Origin of the sequence: Vibrio sp. B4-6 (assembly GCF_963888245.1) — a bacterium.
GTDB classification, from domain to species: Bacteria; Pseudomonadota; Gammaproteobacteria; order Enterobacterales; family Vibrionaceae; genus Vibrio; species Vibrio anguillarum.
Genome location: NZ_CAWPIM010000022.1, coordinates 225,960 through 244,493 on the forward strand (window position 1 = coordinate 225,960; position 18,534 = coordinate 244,493).

At 44.9% G+C, this 18,534-nt stretch carries 17 protein-coding genes; 9 read left to right on the plus strand and 8 right to left on the minus strand.

The window, feature by feature from the left end; genetic code table 11:
• Positions 1-186: 186 nt before the first annotated feature.
• From AACV20_RS07775 to AACV20_RS07800, 6 genes are all read left to right on the plus strand, one after another.
• Complete coding sequence (locus AACV20_RS07775; RefSeq protein ID WP_170907080.1) at positions 187-1,446, plus strand: dicarboxylate/amino acid:cation symporter; 1,260 nt, start codon at positions 187-189, stop codon at positions 1,444-1,446.
• 228 nt (positions 1,447-1,674) lie between these two features.
• Positions 1,675-1,926: a hypothetical protein gene (locus tag AACV20_RS07780; protein ID WP_017044617.1), complete on the plus strand. Its 252-nt coding sequence runs from the start codon at positions 1,675-1,677 to the stop codon at positions 1,924-1,926.
• A 102-nt stretch (positions 1,927-2,028) separates the two neighbouring features.
• On the plus strand, positions 2,029-2,595 hold the full coding sequence (locus AACV20_RS07785; protein WP_017042013.1) for a septation protein A: 567 nt from the start codon (positions 2,029-2,031) through the stop codon (positions 2,593-2,595).
• Between the two features lie 131 nt (positions 2,596-2,726).
• Positions 2,727-3,128: an acyl-CoA thioester hydrolase YciA gene (gene yciA, locus AACV20_RS07790; protein WP_013857152.1), complete on the plus strand. Its 402-nt coding sequence runs from the start codon at positions 2,727-2,729 to the stop codon at positions 3,126-3,128.
• Between the two features lie 90 nt (positions 3,129-3,218).
• Positions 3,219-3,515 carry a YciI family protein gene (locus tag AACV20_RS07795; protein ID WP_013857153.1) on the plus strand — a complete coding sequence of 99 codons (297 nt, stop codon included), beginning with the start codon at positions 3,219-3,221 and terminating at the stop codon, positions 3,513-3,515.
• A gap of 1 nt (position 3,516) precedes the next feature.
• Complete coding sequence (locus AACV20_RS07800; RefSeq protein ID WP_017047758.1) at positions 3,517-3,906, plus strand: GspS/AspS pilotin family protein; 390 nt, start codon at positions 3,517-3,519, stop codon at positions 3,904-3,906.
• Between the two features lie 83 nt (positions 3,907-3,989).
• Here AACV20_RS07800 and metE read toward each other — a convergent pair whose 3' ends face one another.
• On the minus strand, positions 3,990-6,284 hold the full coding sequence (gene metE / locus AACV20_RS07805) for a 5-methyltetrahydropteroyltriglutamate--homocysteine S-methyltransferase (RefSeq protein WP_170907081.1): 2,295 nt from the start codon (positions 6,282-6,284) through the stop codon (positions 3,990-3,992).
• Between the two features lie 311 nt (positions 6,285-6,595).
• Here metE and metR point away from each other — a divergent pair, with 311 nt between their 5' ends.
• Complete coding sequence (metR, locus tag AACV20_RS07810) at positions 6,596-7,507, plus strand: HTH-type transcriptional regulator MetR (RefSeq protein ID WP_038148387.1); 912 nt, start codon at positions 6,596-6,598, stop codon at positions 7,505-7,507.
• Between the two features lie 73 nt (positions 7,508-7,580).
• Here the strand turns inward: metR and AACV20_RS07815 are convergent, their stop codons facing one another.
• The 3 genes from AACV20_RS07815 to AACV20_RS07825 form a co-directional block, all read right to left on the minus strand.
• On the minus strand, positions 7,581-7,781 hold the full coding sequence (locus tag AACV20_RS07815) for a DUF4250 domain-containing protein (protein ID WP_010316942.1): 201 nt from the start codon (positions 7,779-7,781) through the stop codon (positions 7,581-7,583).
• A 69-nt stretch (positions 7,782-7,850) separates the two neighbouring features.
• Complete coding sequence (locus tag AACV20_RS07820) at positions 7,851-8,531, minus strand: hypothetical protein (RefSeq protein WP_170907082.1); 681 nt, start codon at positions 8,529-8,531, stop codon at positions 7,851-7,853.
• A gap of 70 nt (positions 8,532-8,601) precedes the next feature.
• Positions 8,602-11,076: a sensor domain-containing phosphodiesterase gene (locus AACV20_RS07825; RefSeq protein WP_170907083.1), complete on the minus strand. Its 2,475-nt coding sequence runs from the start codon at positions 11,074-11,076 to the stop codon at positions 8,602-8,604.
• 380 nt (positions 11,077-11,456) lie between these two features.
• Between AACV20_RS07825 and AACV20_RS07830 the strand changes: the two genes are divergently transcribed.
• Positions 11,457-13,094, plus strand: coding sequence for a S1 family peptidase (locus tag AACV20_RS07830; protein ID WP_249929743.1), 1,638 nt, complete (start codon positions 11,457-11,459; stop codon positions 13,092-13,094).
• A gap of 213 nt (positions 13,095-13,307) precedes the next feature.
• A complete protein-coding gene (locus AACV20_RS07835; protein ID WP_170907084.1) occupies positions 13,308-15,614 on the plus strand; it encodes a YgiQ family radical SAM protein in 2,307 nt (768 codons plus the stop codon).
• Between the two features lie 44 nt (positions 15,615-15,658).
• On the opposite strand, the gene AACV20_RS07840 is transcribed toward AACV20_RS07835, so the two are convergent.
• The 4 genes from AACV20_RS07840 to AACV20_RS07855 are packed head-to-tail and all read right to left on the minus strand — an operon-like array spanning position 15,659 to position 18,483.
• Positions 15,659-16,186: a DUF3833 domain-containing protein gene (locus AACV20_RS07840; protein WP_017049908.1), complete on the minus strand. Its 528-nt coding sequence runs from the start codon at positions 16,184-16,186 to the stop codon at positions 15,659-15,661.
• A complete protein-coding gene (locus tag AACV20_RS07845) occupies positions 16,183-16,761 on the minus strand; it encodes a chalcone isomerase family protein (RefSeq protein ID WP_170907085.1) in 579 nt (192 codons plus the stop codon). The genes AACV20_RS07840 and AACV20_RS07845 overlap by 4 nt, the downstream gene beginning before the upstream one ends.
• Positions 16,739-17,236 (minus strand): DUF2878 domain-containing protein, encoded by a 498-nt coding sequence (locus AACV20_RS07850; RefSeq protein ID WP_170907086.1) that lies wholly within the window; start codon positions 17,234-17,236, stop codon positions 16,739-16,741. The genes AACV20_RS07845 and AACV20_RS07850 overlap by 23 nt, the downstream gene beginning before the upstream one ends.
• Positions 17,236-18,483: an SAM-dependent methyltransferase gene (locus AACV20_RS07855; protein WP_170907087.1), complete on the minus strand. Its 1,248-nt coding sequence runs from the start codon at positions 18,481-18,483 to the stop codon at positions 17,236-17,238. Before AACV20_RS07855 ends, AACV20_RS07850 begins: the two co-directional genes overlap by 1 nt.
• Positions 18,484-18,534: the final 51 nt, after the last annotated feature.

Below are 18,534 nucleotides of genomic sequence, written 5' to 3' on the forward strand. Positions count from 1 at the left end.
ACGTTTTCTTTTTGAAAAAACCACGTTTCATGTCAATGAACTATCAATAATCTTGTCAATTTACCTTGTTACCATATTGCTAAATGTAAAATATCCGTGTAAAAAGCTAGTCGAAACATTTATCCACCGATTGATATTTATGTAGTGGGTAACACTAGGAATTTACAATTAATTAGCACAGAGGTTATGGAAGTGTTAAACAAAAAGAGTTTGTTAAGCAACATTGGCGTGCAAGTCGTCATTGCAATGATCATTGGTACTGCCGTTGGTGCCATGATGGGACACGATGCGGCCGTCTTTTCGCCACTGGGTGTCATTTTTATCAACCTAATTAAGATGCTGGTGATCCCACTGGTGGCCGTTGCGCTTATTTCAGGTGCTGCGGGCCTTGGTAATAGCCACGCGGCGGGTAAAGTCGGTTTTGTCACACTCAGCTTTTTTGCAGTCACTTCCGCACTCGCCGTGACGCTGGCACTGGTAATGGGCGAAGTCTTCCAACCGGGTATCGGCGTCGATATTTCGGGCGTTGAAGGTATGTTTTCTGCCGAATATGCAGCAAAAGGTGAACTACCTACTTTTTGGGCAACCATTACGGGTATGATCCCAACCAACGTTTTCCAGTCACTAAATAATGCCAACATTCTACAAATCCTTGTTTTTTGCTTGTTCTTTGGCATTGCCATTTCTAAACAGAGCAAAGAAAAACGTGACCCGATCATCAATGGCGTAAACACCATTGTTGATGCCATGGTGTGGATGATCAACAAAGTGATGATCATCGCGCCTATCGGTGTATTCGGTTTGATGGCTGAAGCCGTCGGCACGTTTGGTTTTGGTGCACTGATGGTGGTATTTAAGCTGTTTGTCGTTTATGTCGCGGCCATTTTAATTTTCGGCTTTATTGCTTACCCGCTGATGATTCAGGTCTTAACCAAGACGTCAGCTAAGAAATTTATCCTTGCGATGAAAAAGCCTCAAGCCGTAGCCCTTTCAACCGCGTCATCAATGGCGACACTCCCTGTCACTATGGATACCGTAGAACACGACCTTGGCGTACGCAACTCAACTGCCGCCTTTGTTCTGCCGTTAGGTGCCACCATCAACATGTCTGGCAACGCCATCTATTACGGTTTAGTTGCGATTTTCTTCGCCCAGCTATTCAATATTGATCTCTCGATGGGCACTTACATTGCCATCATCGTAACAGCGACACTGGGCGCCGTCGGTCAAGCAGGTGTTCCTGGTCCTTCTTTCCTTGTAGTGGCCGTTTTGCTAGCGGCTGGGATTCCAATTGAAGGTTTGCCACTACTGTTCGCCCTAGACCGTATCTTCGACATGATCCGTACCGCGCTCAACATCACAGGGGATGCCGCGTGTGCCGTTATTGTTGATGCTTTGATTGAAGAAGAAGCCACTGAGGCCTCATTGAAGCAGCAAAAAGCCTAACTCATCACAGAGCATCATTGATCCAATACAAGCCGCATCCTATGCGGCTTTCTTTTTGCATCGCAATTTGCAAAAAAAACAGTTCTCATACTAAAGTTAATCATTAAAGCGCCCTATGACTGACGATAAAGTTGGCATTGCGATTGCTATAATAAACGACACCTCTTTCGTGCCACATAGCAGCGGCAAACTTTTGGCGTTAGCACGAATCGACTTGGAGTATGAGTAATGGATATTCATCGTGATACTTATTATGGTTTGATTCACCACGGGATCCGAGAATTGGTTATCGATCGGATTGGCCATTTCAGTGAATTTGAATACCACCAATATCTAGGCTTAATTACTGGCAAAGATTCCTGTTTTTCAATGACAGATGAAGAATTGCAGATAGCCGTCGCCAATTTAAAAAGCGAAGGCTATTTAGAAGATATGAAACGAGCAATACCACAACTTGAAACCAGCGGCTGGGAACGCTAATCCATTTCTAGTTAATTTGTTTCGAATTGTCTCTTTCTATTTAGCTCTGACACGGTTTTGGTTAGACTGTGCGCAACGTTTAAATCGGAAGCATAAATACGAATGAAGCAACTTATTGATTTTATACCACTTATCATCTTTTTTGCCCTTTTCAAGATGTACGACATCTATGTCGCCACAGGGGCACTTATCGTGGCCAGTGCGGTACAGATTGCCCTGACCTACGCACTGTATAAGAAAGTTGAAAAAATGCAGATCATCACGTTTTTGATGGTGACTATCTTCGGTGGTATGACGATTTTCTTTCACGATGACAATTTCATTAAATGGAAAGTCACCATTGTTTACGTTGTGTTTGCCTTGGGCTTGACCATCAGCCACATCATGGGCAAATCAGCCATTAAAGGAATGCTTGGCAAAGAGCTAACCTTACCTGAACACGTATGGGCAAAAATCAACTGGGCGTGGGTTTTCTTTTTCAGCGTTTGCGCTGTACTAAACATCTACATTGCATATCAACTGCCATTGGATGTTTGGGTCAACTTCAAAGTATTTGGCTTATTAGCCGCAACTTTTGTTTATACCTTATTAACGGGTGTTTTTATCTACAAACACCTGCCAAAAGAGAAGCAAGTTTCCGAGAGCAAACCCTCCTCGCACGAGCACTGATTGCACTAACCTTCTCGCTAGGATTCATTCAGAGGACTCTTTAAGTGCAAAACAGGCTGTCTTTGGTATAATCCGTCCCTATTTTTCAGCGACCACTTTGGTCGCTGTTTTGTTGTTGTGGATGTCGAAAAATGAATCAGGAAAATAGCGCCCCAAGAGGCCAATTATTGCTACGCACCTTAGCCATGCCAGCAGATACTAACGCCAACGGTGACATTTTTGGCGGTTGGATCATGTCTCAACTCGACTTGGCTGGCGCAATTTTAGCCAAAGAGATCTCATTTGGCCGCGTTGTCACTGTGTCTGTTTCTAGCATTACGTTTAAAAAACCCGTCAAGGTAGGCGATGTGGTGTGTTGTTATGGTGAATGCACCAAAATTGGCCGCACTTCAATGTCCGTCAATCTTGAAGTATGGGTAAAACCCATCAAATACGACAGCGTGGGAGATCGTTTCCAAGTATGTGAAGCAACCTTCAATTATGTCGCCATTGATACCGATGGCCGCCCTCGACCGATTAAGCCTAGCAACTGATCACAGAAATTCAGTTTGGTTGCTTTCAATACGCGCCAGTTTCAGTACAGTAAGGCCTCGACTTCATTATCAAACAATAAGGATATCAATATGTGGTACGTTATTTTCTCTCAAGACGTAGAAAACTCGTTGGAAAAACGCATGAGTGTCCGGCCACAACATTTAGAGCGCTTACAAACCTTGCAAGATGAAGGTCGTCTATTAACCGCAGGGCCAATGCCAGCAATTGATTCGGAGAATCCAGCAGAAGCTGGGTTTACGGGGTCAACAGTCATCGCTGAGTTTGATTCGTTAAGACAAGCTCAAGCATGGGCGGATGCCGATCCTTATGTTGCTGCCGGTGTGTATCAACATGTTATCGTTAAACCCTTCAAGAAAGTGTTTTAAGATGAAAGTCATTCTCTGTGCTCTGTTTACAACGCTGGTACTGGTGGGTTGTAGCTCGAATGGTGATCAGCAAAAATATTTGGAAGCCGTAGCCAGTAATCGCGCGAATGTGATTAGCGCTGAGTTACCCTTAGAATTTGGGCCTTTGTCCGTGATGCGTGCCAGTGCTAAAGGCAGTACGGTGGAAATTATGATGATTTACAATGAGGGTCAAAAAGGAGCAAAGCCGATTGATCAAGTGTTGAAAACCAGCATCAATACCTACTGCTCGGATTCAACCACACGCGCTAACCTCGACCTCGGCTTAACTTATCGAATTAAAATGCGCAATACGCGGGGCCAACTTGTTGTGGACCAATTCATTAGTAAAGCAACTTGTTCGGCACAATAGTCCTCCCCTTATTAGTGATGACCACCACTTTATTCGTAAAAAACAGAGGCTTCATTTGAGGCCTCTGTCAAGATTAATGTGGCTTAACTTTGCTGGGGTTTAAGCTCTTTGCGCAGCGTTTTAGCTGCTGACACTAAGTTGGTCAGTGCTGCCTCCACTTCATTCCAATTGCGCGTTTTTAAGCCGCAATCAGGGTTAACCCATAATCTCTCTGCTGGAATTTTTTCCGCCGCTTTACGCAACAAACCTTCAATCCACTCTTGAGAGGGAATGTTTGGCGAGTGAATATCGTACACACCTGGGCCAATTTCATTCGGGTAGTTAAACTCTTCAAACGCTTTGAGCAGTTCCATATTCGAGCGAGAAGTTTCAATCGTAATCACATCGGCATCCAGTGCCGCTACTGAGTCAATGATTTCATTAAATTCGCTGTAACACATGTGAGTGTGGATCTGCGTTTCGGGTTTCGCACTCGCCGCCGCAATTTTAAATGCCTCAACCGCCCACGCCAGATATGCTTGATGGTCACGCTTCTTCAATGGCAACCCTTCACGAATCGCAGGTTCATCAATTTGGATGATGTTAATGCCCGCTTGCTGCAGGTCTGCCACTTCATCACGCAAAGCAAAAGCCAACTGCTGAGTGATGGTTTGACGAGAAACATCTTCACGAGGAAACGTCCAGCATAAAATCGTTACAGGCCCAGTCAACATTCCTTTCATTTGCTTCGCAGTCAATGATTGAGCATAAGTAGACCACTCCACCGTAATCGGTTTTTCACGTTCAATATCGGCCACCACGATAGCCGGTTTTACGCAGCGTGAGCCGTAACTTTGCACCCAGCCAAATTGCGTAGTCTGGAAACCGGCTAAGTTTTCAGCAAAGTACTCCACCATGTCGTTACGCTCAGCTTCACCGTGCACTAACACATCGAGATCAAGTGCCTCTTGACGTTTTACTGCATCGGCAATGTGCCCTTTCAATGCATTGATATAATCAGCGTGTGCCAGTTTACCTTGACGGTAAGCACTGCGCTGATGACGGATCTCACTCGTTTGAGGGAATGAGCCTATGGTTGTCGTTGGCAAAAATGGCAACCCTAACACTTCAGCTTGGTGATGAGCGCGCTCTGAATAAGGTGCACTGCGCTCAGAGAGTGCCGCCGTTATGCTGTTGACTCTCGCCTGTACATGCGGTTTATTAACGTGAGTTGCCGTTTTACGTGCAAGTATCGGTTGGCTATAAGTTTCACAGGCCAGAATCGCCGCGTCATCACCGTCCAGTGCCTTACCAAGTAAAGCAACTTCTGTCACTTTTTGTTTGGCAAATGCAAACCAACTTTGTACTTCATCACTGAGCTGCTGCTCAAGATCTAAATCGACCGGGCTATGCAAGAGTGAACACGAGCTCGCAATCCACAGACGATCCCCCAGCTGCTGCTTCACTGGCTGTAAACGAACCAATAACGTCGCAAGATCGGCGCGCCACACATTGCGCCCATTGACCACACCTGCCGAAAGTACCCAATTTTTTGGCAATTTCTCTAATATCGCGTTCAATTGATCGGCAGAAGCGGAGAGATCGATGTGCAATCCATTTACTGGTAGCTCAATGATTTTATCGAGCGTATCAAGCACCGAATCAAAATAAGTAGTCAGTAACAGTTTTACATCACCAGCGATCACTTGATAAGCCAACTTAAATGCATCTTGCCACTTTGGTTCTAGCTCTAACGCTAAAATAGGCTCATCGATTTGTACCCATTCCACTCCTTGTTTAGCAAGCTTAGCTAAAATTGCTTGATAAGCGGTCAATAAACGAGGCAGTAAGGTCAGGCGATCAAATCCCTCTTCGACCTCTTTACCCAAGTAGAGGTAGCTCAGCGGGCCAAGCAGTACAGGCTTAACTTGGTGGCCTGCTTTCGACGCTTCATTAACTTCCTCAAACAGTTGAGGCCAGCTGACTTCGAACGTATCGTCTTGGCTGAACTCCGGCACAAGGTAGTGATAATTGGTATTAAACCATTTAGTCATATCAGAAGCTGCGTTTCCGCTACAGCCGCAACCCACTTGTGATTGCCCACGTCCAACGCGAAAGAGTGTATCTAAATCTGGAAAGCCGTTTTTATGACGTTTAGGAACGTGTCCAAGGAGCAATGTGGTTGTGAGTACGTGATCATACCAAGCGAAATCGCCTACGGTTGAAAAACTCAGACCCGCTTGTTGCTGCTCAGCCCAGTTTTTCTGACGAATGTCATGCCCCACTTGCAGTAACTGCGCTTGATCGCTTTCGCCACGCCAATATTTTTCTAACGCAAATTTCAGTTCGCGTTTTTCACCAATGCGTGGATAACCTAAGATGTGAGTCGTCGTTGTCATGTCCCTAGTCCTTTTGCTGTTGATCGTGTCTGATTCTTTATCGCATGAGATAAAGATGTCTGGATGGCTAGACTATCCATCTAAACTGACCCACAGACAAGGTGCAATTATTCAACTTGTTTATTAAAAAAATTCATGTTGATTGCAGAGAGCTTTAATTGACATCAAGATAAATAGACGTCTAGATGTTTACAGCTCCATATTAAAAGCGTAACTTAGCTCAGAACAGCAGAATGGTCACCGTGTTGATGCGACCCACGATATTGGTATCAACCACCGTTCTCTCAAAGGAATGAAGGAAAATAATGGCAATGATTGAACTTAAGCATCTGAAGACTTTAGTTTCTTTAAGGGACAGCGGCTCACTCACCTCAACAGCTACCGCGCTCCATTTGACGCAATCGGCCCTTTCACATCAGATTAAAGATCTCGAAACACGCATTGGCGGGCCACTGTTTCTACGTAAAACTCGCCCAGTGAAATTTACCTCAGAAGGAGAGATCCTACTGAAACTGGCTGACGAGATCCTGCCAAAGCTGGCCAGAGCTGAAAATGATTTAGCCAGTTTGAAAGAAGACGTCAATGGGCGCTTACACATGGCGATTGAATGTCACTCTTGCTTTCAATGGTTGATGCCAGCGCTGCGCGAATACCAGCTTGCTTGGCCAAGTGTGACGTTAGATTTTTCGTCCGGCTTTGGCTTTGAACCGTTACCCGCATTGCTGGCTGGCGAACTTGATTTGGTCATCACTTCCGATATTTTGCCTCGCTCAGAGGTACACTACGAACCACTCTTTGATTTTGAAATGCGCCTTATCACCTCTACGACTCACCCGCTTGCGGGAAAATCGGTGATTGAACCAGAGGATCTCGCCTCACAAACGATGCTCACTTACCCCGTACAAAAGCAGCGTTTGGATGTGGTGAAACACTTTCTACAACCTGCTAGTGTTGAACCCGCGAAGTGGAAACAAGCCGACAACACTTTGATGCTAGTACAAATGGTCTCTGCTGGATTAGGTGTGGCAGCATTGCCAAATTGGGCCATCAGCGAGTTCTCTAGGCAGGGGCTTATTACCAGCAAGCCACTAGGGAAAGGTTTATGGCGTCGACTATTTGCCGCAACACGCCACAGCGAAAAAGATCGCCACTATTTACAAGCTTTTTTTGCCACCGCGCGCCAACAATGCAAAAGCCACCTTGACGGGATCAAGATGGCTTAAACTCTTCGTCGTATCGACATGGCTATTTGAATGACAGTGCGGTTGGTTAACTGTCACTGCACGCTGCTTAGCACTAGCGTTGGTTCGCTTTAAATTGGTTGGTCAGTGGGTCGTATTGGTAACCTAAAACATCCAGCTTACCGACTACATTTTCTCTATCCATTTCATACATACTGGCAAGCTCTTCGAAGCTATCACACTCTAAGCGTAGCTTCTCATTGACGATGCCAAGTAATATATTGCTATCAAAACGGCTGACGTTACTCAAATCCATGGCTCACTCCTATAGCAAAGAGACCACTAAAGACTAGCGGTAAAATTCGCACTAAAGAGTGACCCAGGTCTAGAGATTAAACAAACCTTGAAAACAAATACTGGCTGCCAGCATCAATAACAAGGCTGCCGTTAATTGAATTTTCTCAGCGCTTTTGGCAAACAGGATATGCCAGCACCACACGATAATACCTGCAATCATGAAACCGAATGTCGTTAGTAACGGCAATGTTGCTTGAGCCAACGTTTCATCATCTAACCCGTACGCGTGCGGCACAACGCATAAAGCGATCCCCATCGAGCAGAGAATGCCCACAACGGGTAGAACTCGATGGAAAGCTTGTAAACGCGAGCGCGCTATCGTTAGTAGAAGGTGCGAGAAACTCGCGCCCAACAAACCAACCAACAGCAACATAGCGATAGAAGCTGACCAATGACCCTGCTCTGATATCTGAATCGCGACATAAGCCAAGGCAAGGCCATTCGCCAAATACAGTGCCCATAACGGGCCTTCATCTCGAGTTTTCTTGGTTTGAACTTGTGAATAGAAATAGAAGATGGAAAAGACGATCAAAAAGGCTTCAATTTTTAGTGAAGCCACTGCCAACCAAAGCACACCAATGGCTGGCAATACGCGATGAATACGGCCACGTTGTCCAGGACAAATATCCCCCTTGACCAGCACTAACGTCAGTAAGATTTGCGCACCGAACAGCATGGGTGAAAAAACAGAAAGTAAGGTTTGAATCATAATCTAAACATCATCTGGAAACATCTGGGCGCGATAATAGCAAAGAGTAAGCGCGGATGCCCAGAGAAGGTTACTGACTTTCGGCCAAATACCTCAGCACGTCCGCTTGAGTCAATAAGCCTTTGTAACGAGTGTTATCGACCAGCACCCATGGAAAATCATGTCCTTTTTCGATCAAATTCACCACTTGATTTAGCTCGGTGTACGCGTCAAGCTGAGTGAAATGAAATTTCATGATCTGACTCACGGGCTTACGCCATACGGCCGCTTCACGCGTGGTTTCAAGATCGGTTCCCATGTTCGGCGTCAGATATAAATTGAGTGAGGCCACATCGATGATGCCGACACACTCTCCTTGATTGACGACTGGCAGCACATCAACTTTAGTCGCTTTAATATACTGATAAGCAAGAGAGATTGGCTCACTGGGATCCAAATGTGGTTTCCCCTCTTTGAACAGATTGAGCAAACAGTTGGGCTTTCGCTCTTGTTCCACTTTAGCGCCTGAATACGCAAAACGGTTACGATACTCCTTGGCCCGAACCAGTTCCTTAAGCGGTAGTGGTTTTGAAAAAATATAGCCTTGTATGTAGTCAATACCCAATGATTTAAGCACCCAAACCTCATGCTCTGTTTCCACCCCTTCAGCAACCACTTTCACGCCGAGTGTGTGCGACAGCTCAGTGATCATTTTAACAATACTGTACTTATTGCTATTGACCTGAATGTCTGTGACAAACTCGCGATCTATTTTTAAATAATCAAAATTGCAATCACTGAGGTAGGTAAAAGAGGAATAACCCGTACCAAAATCATCAATCGCAACCGTTACGCCGCGCGATCGAAGAGCATTGAGGGCATCAACCTGATGAGATTGACTATCAAAATAGGCGCTTTCGGTTAGCTCAATGGTGACTGACTGAGGCGTATCCGTGTAGCGATCAATGATCTCCATGGTATTGGCTAAAATCTGCGTCGCATCCATTTTGGTATTTAAAGAGCGGTTGATCGTTACCCCAACACCTTGGCCAAACAAGGTTTTTATCTTTGGTAAATCTTGCAAAGACAAAATACTGACACAACGATCAAGCTCGGCAATCAAATCTAACTCTTCCGCTACATTAATCATTTCTTGCGTGGTAAAAGGTAAATCGGGCACAGGCTTAAAACGGCATAACGCTTCAAATTTCGCAATGTTCCATGTTTTAGTATCGACAATCGGTTGGTAGTGTATTTCCAATTCCTTCTGCGCAATCGCTTTGGCGACTCTGTCTTCCAAGTTTTTTCTACGTTTCACTTGTTGATGTATTTCACTGTGATAGAAACTGATGTTACGCGCTTCCCCTGCATGTTGTTCAAGCATCGCTTGCATCGCATGCGTCAACATTCGAGCTGGCGTTTTTGCATCGAACCCTAAAACAGACACACCAATTCGGCCATTAATAATCGCGGTATGTGAGCTGGATTCGTTCTTTAACTCTTTCATAAAGCGCCGGATCGCATCTTGGATGAGACGAAAATCTGTGTGTTTTTTGCACTCTGAACAGCTCAAACTCACTAAATAAATATCTTTTCCCACATAGCCCACCAACTTAGCTTCTTTAGATCGCGTCAAAAAGCTGGAAAGCATTAAAGTTTCTATATGGTGTCGATCTGATTCAAACGCAGGTTGAAAAGCCAAAACAATTTGTGTTTGGCCTTGGGAGTTCTCCACGCAATATGTTTCGAGCAAGGCTTTAAACTTTTGTTCGGTAGGCAGTTGCGTCAAAAGATCGATATCCCCAAGTGCCGTATCAGCTACGCGGTGAAGATTATCGGCTAAATCAAGTGTCATCCCTACAAAAAACACTCGGCCATCTTGCAGGACGATTTTTTGAATCGTTAATTCTTGTGGTGCAACCAGCCCAGATGCCCGACGATTGAGAATGACACCGCTCCAATGATCTTTGGTGTTGATGTCGTGCCACATCGATTGAAAAAACTCTTTGGAATGCTTGCCTGCATTAAATACGTTGGCTTTTAACCCAAGTAGCTCGTTTTGTTTGAAACCTGAATGCTGCTCAAAATAGTGGTTACAAGCCAAAACCCGCGTTTGATCGTCGGTTAGGATCAAACCATGATGTGTATTATCAAACACTCCTTCAAAAAGCTTGGCCACCTCTTGCAATGATTCAAGTTTGAGCAGCGGTCGAATCGTACCTTGCAACCGCGTGAGAGAAGTACGTTCGATAAAAATCTCCACATAAGTTAACGCCTGATCCAAAATAACAAGGTTGCAATTTAAGGCATGGCTTTTGCCACTTTCAATCACATACTTGAAGCAGCGCTTCATCTCTGCAGCTTTGCTCGGCGTCATATAAAGCAAGAGTTCTTGAATATTGGCTATCGAAACACTGGAATGAAGTAACTCATTCGCCGCTTTCAGATCACAAATAAACTCGGAAGTCGTCAGGTTAAACGACCAGTCAATCGCATCATATCGAGCCACTGGCGGTTCTCGAAGCACTGCCTTTTCTCGTAGCTCTTGAGAATTTACCTGTGTCATATAGACTCCAACTCATTCAAATGATTTACCATTAATGGCACAGCATAGAGCAAAACTTAATCACAAGCCGTGAGTTAGCACTAATGATGTAAACGCAGTTGCTTATTTATTATTTTAGGCCAGATAAGCCATATAAAAAACGCCGAACATCAATACACCTCAAAAGGAGTAGCCTAGAACTATCGTAATCGAAAGAAAATAATGAACGAAAAATGACCAATGCGTTCATTTTGTAAGCTACTGAAATACATTAACCTACCTTATTTGATTAATATATCTTGTCGATATGATAATTATCACTGATTGACGTAATTCATCACCCACTATATGGTACCGTTCCCAAGCCCAAGAGGTGTTGGGAAAACTAATCCGAGGTACTAATGAACAAACCCATTTTTTCAGTCGCGCTAGGAGCGCTTCTGTTTACATCTTTTCAGTTCAGTGCTTCTGGAACGGAATCTGGAATATCAACTAGAATCATCAATGGAACCCCTGCTGACGCGGGTAACTTTCCCTTTATGGTTGCCTTACACTATTCAACTCTTAAAAGCTCTTTTTGTGGTGGCAGCTACTTGGGTGATAAGTATGTACTTACCGCCGCTCACTGCGTAGCAGGAAAAAACCCGCTCAATGCTGAGGATATTGAAGTGACGGTTGGAGCGTATGACTTACGTACTAATGCTGGTCGCCGGGTAAAAGTCAAACAAATCTATTATCATGAAGCTTATGATGATGAAACTCATGCTGACTATAACGAAAAATTCAACGATATCGCCATTCTTGAATTAGAAAACTCATTACCAATACAAGCAGTCACCCGACCTGATGCTGGTGCACTTAATCTGCTACACGCTGGTACGGTTTTAGAGATCATTGGCTTTGGGGCAACGAGTTACAGCCAACTGTTGAATAAATCGAGCAATCCTTCTCAAGTTTTACGTAAAGCCGAAATATCGTTAATGGATACTGCAACGTGTCAAGCTTTAGGTGGTAGCAACTACCCTCGTATAGGAAATGATGCTTTTTGTGCAAGCAGTTACCCGCAAGATACCTGCCATGGTGATAGCGGTGGTCCCGTTTTTATCAATGACGGCGGTAATTTCATTCAATATGGTGTCGTTAGTTGGGGGCATGGTTGCGGGTTACAAGGCGCAGCTGGCGTTTATGCCAAAGTCGACCATTTTAATGATTGGCTGAATAAAAGAACATCAAAAGTTTCTTTCCGACAATCTCAACACAAAAACGAGATTAAGTATGGGCTTCATACCCATCGCTTTCATTTTGTAAACGGCTCTGATGAGACTATTACCGCAAACAACGTCACACTATCTCCAGCTTCTGCAAATATCACAACCGAAAACTGTTCGCTAGGCTTAGCTCCGAGTAGCCAATGTTATGTTGATGTTTCTTATACCATTGATTCAATGACACCTGCTGATGTGCGCTTAGAGATTAACACTAATAGCCCACTAAATTTAGGAACCGTCACCTCGTCAATAAAGCTCAATACGGTTCTACAACCTGCTTCAAAATCACTAGAGGGGTTAATTACCGTACCCAATAGCAGTCTTAGTGTGAATGTAAACCCTTGGCTAGAAGAAGATGGTTGGCTACGTTCTGCCATTATGAACGATAAAGCGAGATCAGTTTTGTTTCTTGAAAACGTCCCCAAAGGAAAAGTAAGTTTTGATTTCCAAGTCTCCTCTACTTTTATTTATGATTCCTTAATTGTGAAAGTGAACGGTAGCACTTACATAATCGAAGATGGTGAACGTAGTGGCAGCAGAACGTTATATTTGAATGAAGAAGTCAACGATATCCGCTTTGAATACGTAAAGACATCAAGCACACCAACCGGCAGTGATGCGGCTTACATCAAAAATTTGAAATATGAAAAGCCTTACTCCTTTACCTTACCCCCACTTTCAGGAGGTTCAGGCGGCGGTAGTACTGGTGGAATGACTTTATTGTCAATGCTGGCAGCTTTATTGATTCGACGTCGTTACATGAGCCACTAACTCTCGTCTAAAGGTCAACCCGTTTTATTACTGGTTGACCTTTTTACTATTGGTGCATCCTTTTTATCACATATCACTTAGTATCTCTCCGACACACTTACCACTCACTTTATTAATAATTTTCTTTATAAATAGAACGCAAAGCCAATGTTCCGCTAGATACTACTAGTGCAAGTCGTTATAATGCGCGGCTCATTAATCAGAGGTCAAAATATGCACAGCAACGTCACTCCTATTCATCAATATAAAAAATACTGGGCAGAGTGCTTTGGAACTGCACCTTTCCTGCCAACCAGTAAAAAGGAGATGGATGCCCTAGGATGGGATAGCTGTGACATCGTGATTGTCACGGGTGACGCTTATGTGGATCACCCCAGTTTTGGTATGGCGATCATTGGCCGTTTACTCGAAGCGCAAGGCTTTCGCGTCGGAATCATTGCCCAGCCGCAATGGCAAAATAAAGACGCTTTCATGGCGCTGGGAAAACCTAACCTGTTTTTTGGCATCACGGCCGGAAATATGGATTCGATGATCAACCGCTACACCTCTGACAAAAAATTACGTCATGATGATGCGTACACACCCAATAATGAAGGTGGCAAACGTCCAGATCGCGCCACACTTGTCTATTCGCAGCGTTGTCGTGAGGCCTATAAAGATGTACCACTGGTGCTCGGTGGTATTGAAGCCAGTTTGCGCCGCGTTGCCCATTATGACTATTGGTCAGACAAAGTGCGTCGTTCTGTGCTGTTTGATGCCAAAGCCGACATACTGCTGTTTGGTAACGCAGAGCGCGCATTGGTTGAAGTAGCGCACCGCTTAGCCAATGGCGATAACATCGCTGATATGACCAATATTCGCGGCACGGCCGTGAACCTGGCCGCTGAGCCTGAGCATTACACCATCATTGACTCATCACGCATTGAGAAACCGGGTAAAGCGTTTGTTCCTGTGAACCCTTACGCGGTGGAAACGCAGTGTGAAACTAATCAAGAAAAAGAAGCCGAAGCAAAGCCAATCACCATTCGTCCTTCTCGCCATGATGCCGCGACAACAGCGGTTCGTTTGCCTGCTTTTGAAAAGCTCAATAATGACCGGATTTTATACGCGCATGCAAGCCGTGTACTGCATTTAGAAACCAACCCCTATTCCGGCCGGGCGCTGATTCAGCGTCATGGCGACCGTGAGTTGTGGGTCAACCAAGCCCCGATCCCACTCACCACAGAAGAGATGGATTACGTGTTTGGCCTGAGCTACGCACGCGTGCCCCACCCCATGTATGGCAAAAGTAAAATTCCTGCTTATGACATGATCAAAACCTCGGTTAATATCATGCGCGGCTGTTTTGGTGGTTGTTCATTCTGCTCGATTACCGAACATGAAGGGCGCATTATCCAAAACCGTTCGAAAGAGTCGATTTTGAATGAGATGGAAGAGATCCGCGATAAAGTTCCCGGCTTTACTGGAACCATTTCGGATTTGGGTGGACCAACGGCGAACATGTACCGTTTAGGTTGTAGTGATCCTAAAGCTGAGATGAACTGCCGCCGCCCATCGTGTGTTTTCCCCGGAATTTGCCATAAGCTCAATACCGACCACAAACATACGATTGATCTCTATCGTGAAGCGCGCAAAGTCAAAGGTATTAAAAAAGTGATGATCGCCTCTGGTGTGCGTTATGACTTGGCGATTGAATCTCCTGAATATGTACGTGAATTGGTCACACATCACGTAGGAGGCTATCTCAAGATCGCCCCAGAACATACCGAGAAGAATCCGCTTGATCTGATGATGAAACCGGGTATGGGCACCTATAATCGCTTCAAAGAGATGTTTGAGAAGTACAGCGCTGAAGCAGGTAAGAAACAGTACCTCATCCCGTACTTTATTTCCGCGCATCCCGGTACAGAAGATGAAGATATGCTCAATTTGGCACTGTGGCTAAAATCAAACAATTTTGAGTGTGATCAGGTGCAGAACTTCTATCCATCGCCAATGTGTAATGCAACCGCGATGTATTACTCAGAGACTAACCCGCTCAAACGTGTGAAATACAAAAAACGTGAAGAAGTGACTGTCGCAAAGGGAGAGCGTCAACGCAGGCTGCACAAAGCGCTGTTACGCTACCATGACCCATTAAACTGGCCGATTATCCGTGAAGCCTTAATCAACATGGGTAAAAAGCATTTGATTGGTGATAAACCTAACTGCTTAGTGCCTGCGAATGATATGGATGCACTCACGCCTGCGCAGCGTCGTAAATCTGGCCGTCACGGAGCGAACCGTTTTGCGACCAAACACACCAAAACTCAGCCGGGTTTTGACGCTCTTAACCCGCGTAAAGAGAACGCTACTTCACCAAGTAAATCGCCAAACAAACCACGCGCTAGCAGCGCGACAGACAACGGTAAGAAAAACCAAGGCGGCGCATCTAAACCTGCACACTCTCGCCCGACAAGTAAAGGCAAACCGTTTGCTCAAACCTCTAAGCCAAGAGCGCCACGCGCAGAACAGAGATAATTCCAAAGCCATATGATCAGCACAATAAGGCTCCTTACGGAGCCTTATTGTTTTTCAAAGAACAGCGTTAGTTTACCGACCTCGATACCAAATTTTTTAATTTTAGTCAGGTTAAACACCCGCTTTTCATCTTGCCGATAAAGCCAGTCGTCAAAGGTAACGGTTAGCGTAGAATCACCATAAGGTAAGGAAAAGTCATATTGCCAACGCAAAGCGTTACCCACTTCTTCCCCTTGGGCTTGGCCTAATACATCATCCGCTTGACCGATATATTTTCCATCAGCAAAACGTTCAATCACCCATACTCTTTGGCTTTTTTCACCATCATCAAAATTGAAGTCTTCAACCAAAGTGAGTTTATTCCCCTCAACTGTTCCGTCGATGGCAACCTCGAAACGACGCGTTTGCATCCCCGTATAATCTTGCACCATCCCCCATGCGAACGTTCGACCAGAGAAGTATTCAAATAAATCAAACTTAGGTTGCGTGGATTGGTATTGAGTGAGATCAGCGCTGCACCCCACTAACCAAAGTAGAAGTAACAGATAACTGCGTCTGGCTATCGCTTTCATGGTTGCATTCCTATCAATTGCTTGCGTAAGTGTGGGTATTGCGTCTGTGGCGACAGCCATATCGCGAGAAAGGCGTCATTTAACGCTTCGTCGACGACTGTACCAACCTGGGCTTGAACACCATTCTTAGGATGAAAAATAAAAGCGCCCTGCTGCCCATCGGAGGTGTAAATCAAGCGGTCGCCCTCAGTAACGCTGGGAAAAATGGACGATAGGTGCACCAGCCACGGTGCAATTTGTTGCTCGGTTAATTTGAGTTTTTGCCACTGCTCTGCGGTCGATTCCACCAGCTGTTTACTACTGATGTCGCGCTGATATTCAATTTCAAGCGCCAAGGGATGGGGCGATAAATCGCTTCCTTGCTCGTACTGCCCTGATGGGGTACGAAGCTGCGAGGAATAAATATCTAGCCATAACCAGCTTAAATTCGCTTGGCCAATCACTGGCCAAGTTTGCCACTCGGTCAGTTTATCGTCTGCCACCGCCGCAAAAGCGTTATTCACCAAGCTGTGAAAGGCAATCACTATCAGTAACAGGTTGAATTTTCTTAGCCTATTTCTCTTTGCTAAAAGCATCGCTAAATACCCTAAGTATCAATGCACCGATCATCACCCACTGCAGCCACAAGATGGTCATAGTCAAACTCAATGGCCAATCAAAATGTACAGCGCCTAAACGTTCTGCCGCCCAATAACTTAAACTACCTAACACGCCGACCACCAAACAAATGAGTTTGGATGGATAACGTTTCAGCAGCACCACTAAATGGGAGGCATACCAAGAAAAAGCACCCCACAACACCATTAACCAAATGGGAAAGTCATTAGTAGCAAAGCGTAATAATCCGAAATACTGATTAAGGGTATCGATAACAATACCCAACATGGTTAACGCAATCACCCTTTCCAAAGGATAAGAGAAGTGCCGCAAGGAAAACATCAATGCGGCTAACATCATGGTCAATGCCAACCACTGCAAACGTTCTGTCCCCAACACAGCAACAAACCAGATCGCTTGAAACCAAAGAGAGACAGCAAACAGCGTTTTCATTACATCGGTCTTTGCAAAGTCATATGTACAGTGCTGATGGATTTTGCTAAAAATCCACCCTCGCAGTAGCAGAAATAGTAACGCCACATACGCGTGAATCGCTCATCATACCCAAGTTGTGAAACCTGATGTTTTGCAAGCTCAAAACGGTGACGCCAATGAGCAAGCGTATTCGCATAGTCAGGACCAAGATCAAACAGGTTGCGAACCACTAAATCACTGTGCTGTGTCGCCGCCGTTGTCAATGCAGTAATTGAGGGTAAAAAACCGCCGGGGAAAATGTATTTCTGAATGAAATCGACATTATTGCTGTAATAATCATAACGTTGATCAGCAATGGTAATGGCTTGAATCGCCATCAAACCATTGGGTTTTAGTAGTGACTGGCACTTTTCAATATAAGAGGCGAGGTACTCTTTACCGACCGCTTCGATCATCTCTATCGAGACTAATTTATCGTACTGACCTTGTAGCAGGCGGTAATCTTGCTTGAGCAAGGTGATTTGACTCTCCAGCCCCTGCCGCTCTATCTGCTGCGCGGTGTAGTAATGCTGCTCTTCAGAAATGGTCGTCGTCGTGACCTGACAGCCGTAAGTTTTGGCCATGTAAATCGCCATCGCACCCCAACCGGTGCCAATCTCAATCACGTGGTCGCTTGCTTTGAGTTGCAACTGCTGGCACAAACGTTCCATTTTATTAATTTGCGCCTGCTCTAACGTTTCATCCTGATGCAGAAACAACGCGCTGGAATAGAGCATATTACTGTCTAAAAAGGTGTGGTAGAGATCATTGCCTAGATCGTAGTGGGCATGAATATTCTCTTTGGCTTTATCGATTGAATTTCGGTTGAGCCAATGGCTGACTTTATAAAAAAGTTTGGTCAACACACTACTGCGAGCTTCAATGCCATCTAATGCACTGACATTACGAGCCATCAGTTCCATTAGGCTGGTCAAATTCGGGCTATCCCACCAACCATCCATGTAAGCTTCACCCGCTGCAATACTACCCCCTTTTAATAAACGAGCATAAAAATGAGGGTGATGTATTTCAATAGTTGCATGGGGTTGATGCTCTTTAAGTACGCCAAAAGTCTCCTGACTGGACGCGCCTTCATTGGAAAAGGTTTCAATGATGGTTAAAGTGCCGACGTCTAAACGCTGTAGACAGCGAAAAATGAAGCTTCTTGCACTCTTTTGCAACCCTGTCAGTTGCTTGGGCAACGCGAGAGTTTGTGAATTAAGCATTGAGCGTTCTCCTTGTTATTGTTATTTAGACACTGTCTCTGTGTAGATCTT

Coding starts and splice junctions, on each gene's coding strand:
- AACV20_RS07775 (WP_170907080.1), top strand. CDS start 187: ATGGAAGTGTTAAACAAAAAGAGTTTGTTAAGCAACATTGGCGTGCAA.
- AACV20_RS07780 (WP_017044617.1), top strand. CDS start 1,675: ATGGATATTCATCGTGATACTTATTATGGTTTGATTCACCACGGGATC.
- AACV20_RS07785 (WP_017042013.1), top strand. CDS start 2,029: ATGAAGCAACTTATTGATTTTATACCACTTATCATCTTTTTTGCCCTT.
- yciA (WP_013857152.1), top strand. CDS start 2,727: ATGAATCAGGAAAATAGCGCCCCAAGAGGCCAATTATTGCTACGCACC.
- AACV20_RS07795 (WP_013857153.1), top strand. CDS start 3,219: ATGTGGTACGTTATTTTCTCTCAAGACGTAGAAAACTCGTTGGAAAAA.
- AACV20_RS07800 (WP_017047758.1), top strand. CDS start 3,517: ATGAAAGTCATTCTCTGTGCTCTGTTTACAACGCTGGTACTGGTGGGT.
- metE (WP_170907081.1), bottom strand. CDS start 6,284: ATGACAACGACGACTCACATCTTAGGTTATCCACGCATTGGTGAAAAA.
- metR (WP_038148387.1), top strand. CDS start 6,596: ATGATTGAACTTAAGCATCTGAAGACTTTAGTTTCTTTAAGGGACAGC.
- AACV20_RS07815 (WP_010316942.1), bottom strand. CDS start 7,781: ATGGATTTGAGTAACGTCAGCCGTTTTGATAGCAATATATTACTTGGC.
- AACV20_RS07820 (WP_170907082.1), bottom strand. CDS start 8,531: ATGATTCAAACCTTACTTTCTGTTTTTTCACCCATGCTGTTCGGTGCG.
- AACV20_RS07825 (WP_170907083.1), bottom strand. CDS start 11,076: ATGACACAGGTAAATTCTCAAGAGCTACGAGAAAAGGCAGTGCTTCGA.
- AACV20_RS07830 (WP_249929743.1), top strand. CDS start 11,457: ATGAACAAACCCATTTTTTCAGTCGCGCTAGGAGCGCTTCTGTTTACA.
- AACV20_RS07835 (WP_170907084.1), top strand. CDS start 13,308: ATGCACAGCAACGTCACTCCTATTCATCAATATAAAAAATACTGGGCA.
- AACV20_RS07840 (WP_017049908.1), bottom strand. CDS start 16,186: ATGAAAGCGATAGCCAGACGCAGTTATCTGTTACTTCTACTTTGGTTA.
- AACV20_RS07845 (WP_170907085.1), bottom strand. CDS start 16,761: ATGCTTTTAGCAAAGAGAAATAGGCTAAGAAAATTCAACCTGTTACTG.
- AACV20_RS07850 (WP_170907086.1), bottom strand. CDS start 17,236: ATGAAAACGCTGTTTGCTGTCTCTCTTTGGTTTCAAGCGATCTGGTTT.
- AACV20_RS07855 (WP_170907087.1), bottom strand. CDS start 18,483: ATGCTTAATTCACAAACTCTCGCGTTGCCCAAGCAACTGACAGGGTTG.